This window comes from Candidatus Acidiferrales bacterium (assembly GCA_036514995.1).
Taxonomy (GTDB): Bacteria; Acidobacteriota; Terriglobia; order Acidiferrales; family DATBWB01; genus DATBWB01.
Map to the genome: position 1 here is coordinate 1 of DATBWB010000150.1, position 4,559 is coordinate 4,559.

General features: G+C 59.5%; 3 protein-coding genes. All 3 read right to left on the bottom strand.

Features of this window, described 5'->3' with window-relative positions; genetic code table 11:
- The coding region (locus tag VIH17_10175) for a methylmalonyl-CoA mutase family protein (protein ID HEY4683599.1) at positions 1–1,373 on the bottom strand (1,373 nt) is incomplete at its 3' end.
- Positions 1,374–1,547: 174 nt separating this feature from the next.
- Positions 1,548–3,428, bottom strand: a complete 1,881-nt coding sequence (locus VIH17_10180; protein ID HEY4683600.1) for a TolC family protein — start codon at positions 3,426–3,428, stop codon at positions 1,548–1,550.
- 77 nt (positions 3,429–3,505) lie between these two features.
- Entirely contained in the window at positions 3,506–4,321 is an 816-nt protein-coding gene (locus VIH17_10185; GenBank protein ID HEY4683601.1) for an exonuclease domain-containing protein, read from the bottom strand.
- Positions 4,322–4,559 lie beyond the last annotated feature (238 nt).

Sequence of the window (4,559 nt, forward strand, 5' to 3'; positions counted from 1 at the left end):
TAGCGGTAAGAAGCATCGGCAATCTCTCGCTGCGGGAAGGCGCGCTCAATGGCCGCAACCATGCCGCCCAGAGCGTCAATCTTGTCGAAATACTCGAAACAACCCTTTTCCATATCGTTGGTGAATTTCTCGACAAAGTAAGAACCGCCGAGAGGGTCCGTCGTATGGCTCACGCCGGACTCATAGGCAATCACCTGCTGGGTGCGCAGCGCCAGCGTGGCGGCAAACTCGGTGGGCAAGGCCCAGGCCTCGTCCAGCGAGTTGGTGTGGAGCGATTGCGTTCCGCCCATCACGGCGGCCAGGGCCTGGAGGGTGGTGCGAACCAGATTGACATAAGGTTGCTGAGCGGTGAGCGAGCAACCGGCGGTTTGCGTGTGGAAGCGCAAAGCCCACGAGCGCTCATTCCTCGAGTGGAAGCGCTCGCGCATCGTTTTGTACCAGATGCGCCGCGCCGCCCGGTACTTGGCGATTTCTTCAAAGAAATCGTTGTGGGCGTTGAAGAAGAACGACAGGCGGGGAGCGAATTCGTCAACCTCCAACCCGCGCCGCATGGCCCACTCCACGTACTCGATGCCATCGCGCAGGGTAAACGCCAGCTCCTGCAAGGCCGTCGAACCGGCCTCGCGGATGTGATAGCCGCTGATCGAAATCGTGTTCCATCGAGGCGTGGCCTTTGTCCCGAATTCAAAGGTATCAATCACAAGCCGCATGGACGGCTCGGGCGGGAAGATGTATTCCTTCTGCGCGATATATTCCTTCAGGATGTCGTTCTGGAGCGTGCCGGAAATCTTTTTTAGGTCAGCGCCTTGCTTTTCCGCCACCGCCAAGTACATCGCCCAGATAATGGCTGCCGGCGAATTGATGGTCATCGAGGTGGTGACATCGGCAAGGGGAATGCGATCGAAGAGGACTTCCATGTCGGCAAGCGAACTGATGGCCACGCCGCACTTGCCAACCTCGCCTTCGCTCAAAGGGTGATCGGAGTCGTAACCCATCAGGGTCGGAAGGTCAAAGGCAACCGAAAGACCGGTCTGGCCCTGGCTCAGCAAATAGTGGAAGCGTTTGTTGGTGTCTTCCGGAGTTCCAAAGCCGGAGAATTGCCGCATCGTCCAGAGGCGGCCGCGATACATGGTCGAGTGAATGCCGCGGGTGTAAGGCGGCCGGCCGGGATCGCCGAGATCACGCTCGTAGTCGAGGGAAGCAATATCCGCGGGCGTGTAAAGCCTCGCCACCGGAACGCCGGAAACGGTCGTGAACTCCTTTTGAGGTTCGGCCTCGACTTGTCGCGGCCCGCCGCGGCTGGTTTCTTTTTGTTCGGCCAGCCCCGATTGGCTCGGGGCCAGCGTACTCTCGGAATGGGGAGGAATGGGCATCAGAGGCTCCGTCTCGCTCGTTCGGGGTCTTCGCTGGGGCCTTCAAGAAAAGCGATGATAGGGCATCGGTACGGGCAAGTCAAACCACGCCGCGTTATCATCCAGCGGAACCGCCCGTTCGAGAGCCAGCGTAGATTACGCTCTTGCGGCTCGAGCCGGCAGGAGGGACCGGAACTAGTTTTGTCCGAGCGCGGCGGCGAGCGGCGAATCGTTCGCCTTGGCAGAGCTCATCTGGACGCGGTGCACGTCGAGCGTTCGTCCCAGGGAGCGGTCGAACTCGACTCGAGATTTCATGAAGTCGCTCATCGCCCGGGCTTCAAGGCCTTGGGCGGTGGCCAGGTCACGCTGCGCTTGGATGACCAGGAAGATGGTAGAGGCGCCGAGGGCGTACTTCTTCTGTTCGGCATCAAGGGTCTGTTCGGCCAGGATGCGGAATTTCTGAGCCGCTTCCACCCGGGCGCGGTTCTGCTCCAGGGCAATCTGGGCGTTGCGTACTTCCACCGCAACTTGATTGCGCAACTGCTGAAGGCGGACCTCTGCCTGGCGCTCTTCAATCAGCGCCCGAGCGTTGTCGGCCTGAGCGCTGCGATTGCGAATGGGAATGGTAAGGCTCAAGGCAACCGTGTATTGAGGGAAGTCGCTGTGGAAGGCCTGAGTCCATGCTTGCGCGAGGCCACGGTTCGTCTGGCTTACGATCGTCGTCGTCCCGGCGGCAACGACGGGCACAAAGTTTCCCGGCACCGGGTTGCCGCTCGCGTCCACAACGGGATTTCCGGCAGCAAAGGCGGTCGGGGCGAATGAGGTGAGGGTGGTATTGCCGGCCAGGCCCTGGCCGCCATAGATGCCAATCAAGTCGAGGCTCGGCAAGAGGGCATTGCGGGTTCCGCGCAATGTCAGATCACGGTTTTTCAAATCGGTGAGCGACTGGTCAATCTCGGGGCGCATCCGCCAAGCTTGTTGGACGGCGTCCTGGTAAGGAATGATCTCCAGGGACGGCGGAAGAGCGGCCGTGTCGGTGGGCACAATCTCCACAGCCGCCAGAGCGGGATCCATGATGTTTTTCGAAAGAGTGTTCTTCAGCAGCGTTTGTTGTTGCTGCAAAGCAGTTTGGGCAACGATCAGGTCCTGGCGGGTGCGAGCCATCTCTGACTCGGCGCGGACAATCTCAATCGGCGCGAGCGTCCCGATCTCCACCTGGCGCTTGTTGTCCTGGTAGAGCTTTTCGGCCAGTTGCAGAGCGTGCTCGGCCACCTTGACCTGCTGCCGGGCAGCAACCAGGTCCCAATACTGGTTCAACGTGCTGGAAAGGGTCGTGATGATCTGTTGCCGGAGAAACATATCGCTGACGTGGCGGTTGTTTTTGGCGATGCGGATGAAACGGGTGTTGTTGGCGATTCCAAATCCGTTGAGCAGGCGCTGCGTGAAGGAATACTGCACCGTCGAAGTGAGCGCGGGATTGAACGCCAGAAAGCGCGAGGTGGACGACTGCCGCTGGTTGTTCCACGTCAGGGAAAGACTGGTGCCCGATTTGAAGGCCTGGGAATAGACGAAATTGCCCTGAGATGTCTGGCCTGTCACCGAGGGAATGCCGGTGGTGACGATATTGTTGAAAGGAATGCTTCGCCGATCCCAGCTCAGGTTCGCCGTGACGATGGGATCGAAAGAACCGGTCGGAGTGATACCCAGCGCCGAGGCGGTGCCCGTCCCGGCGATTCCGCGCGCCACGCCGCCGGCCTTGGTGCGGAGAATGTCGGTATCGGCCAACTGTGGGTTGTAGCGAGCGATACTGATGTCCAAATTGTTCTCGAGCGCCAGCTCAATGGCATCTTGAACGCTCAAGTAGAGCTTGCCTTCGCGGACGAGCTGCTCGATGCGGGGGGAATTGGCGAGATTCGGCGCGGGTACGCGGACGGACGAGTACGGCGCAAAAACGTTCGGAAGCTGCGGCTTGCCCCGGGCATAGTCTTCGAGCGGTACCTGGGCGAAAAGGGGTGAGGCGAGCAGGCATGTCAACATAAGAGCAAGAAGAGGGGAACGCAAAGTTCGATTTGCCATCTTGAGACACTCTCCATTTCTTGATTGTCAGGTAACCCGTGCCAAACTCTAGCTACGAGTTGAGAAGCCATTTCGTTTCAACTTTTTGCTGGGACGCTCGGCGGCCGCGGCCGCAGGAAGCGCTCGAACTCGCTCTCGGCCTCCGCCGCCATCCGGCAAAAGATCCATGCCGTGGCCAGGGCGTCAGACTCGGCTCGATGCGGGCGCTCGTGGGCGATGTTCAGAACACGCGAAATGGCACCGAGACGATAGTTCTCGAGACCCGGAAGATATTTTCGCGCCAGCTCAAGGGTACAGAGATAGCGGTTCGTCAGCCGCAGGTTATATAGACGTTCAAACTCGGCGTTCAGGCAGCTCAGATCGAACCGAGCCTGGTGAGCGACCAGAACCATGTCCTCAAGCTCGGCTGCCAACTTCGACGCCAACTGCTCAAAGCCGGGCGCTTCCCGGAGCATGGCGTCGGTGATTCCGGTGAGCCGCTGGACCCACCGGGCGATGGGCCGGCCGGGATTCACCAGCGAAGACCACTGGCGAACGATTTTGCCATCCTCGATGCGGCAGACTCCAACTTCGATCATGCGAGCATGATTCTTCCGGCCGGTGGTTGCTTCCACGTCCACGACCACGTAGCCCCGCCGCTGGCGCCACGCTTCCCCCAGGTCTTCTTGCCGCAGGGTGACGCGACCGCTGTCATCCAAGAAAAACCGGGCATCGCCCTGGCAAAGGCCCTCGACCAAAACGCGCGCTACGGCAGCATTCGGCGGATGAATCAACAAAACCGCCTGGCAAATCTCTTCCGCTCCGGCGGGCTCACGCCGATCCAGAAGAAAACGTTCCAGCTCGCGGTGGATATGCGAAGTGACAGCAAGATTGCGAAAGGTGCGATCCAGCATTCCGGCTCAGGCGCAAAATCCTAACATCCACACAGAAGCTTTACAAACGCTGCGCGGCTATGAACCGTGCGAAAACAATTTCTCAGCGCTGCGCTGGGAATTGCCTGTCAATGCAAATTAGAAATATCCTTGACGCACTAGAACCTGTTGCAAAACCACCTAAACGCTGTTTCCGATCAACGGGTTAGCGGCAACTGTGTAGCCCGCCTCTTTAGAGGCGGGGTTTTTGTGGGTTTTG

Bases quoted from the DNA above. Each gene is read 5' to 3' on its own strand.
- VIH17_10180 (HEY4683600.1), bottom strand. From the start codon at position 3,428: ATGGCAAATCGAACTTTGCGTTCCCCTCTTCTTGCTCTTATGTTGACA.
- VIH17_10185 (HEY4683601.1), bottom strand. From the start codon at position 4,321: ATGCTGGATCGCACCTTTCGCAATCTTGCTGTCACTTCGCATATCCAC.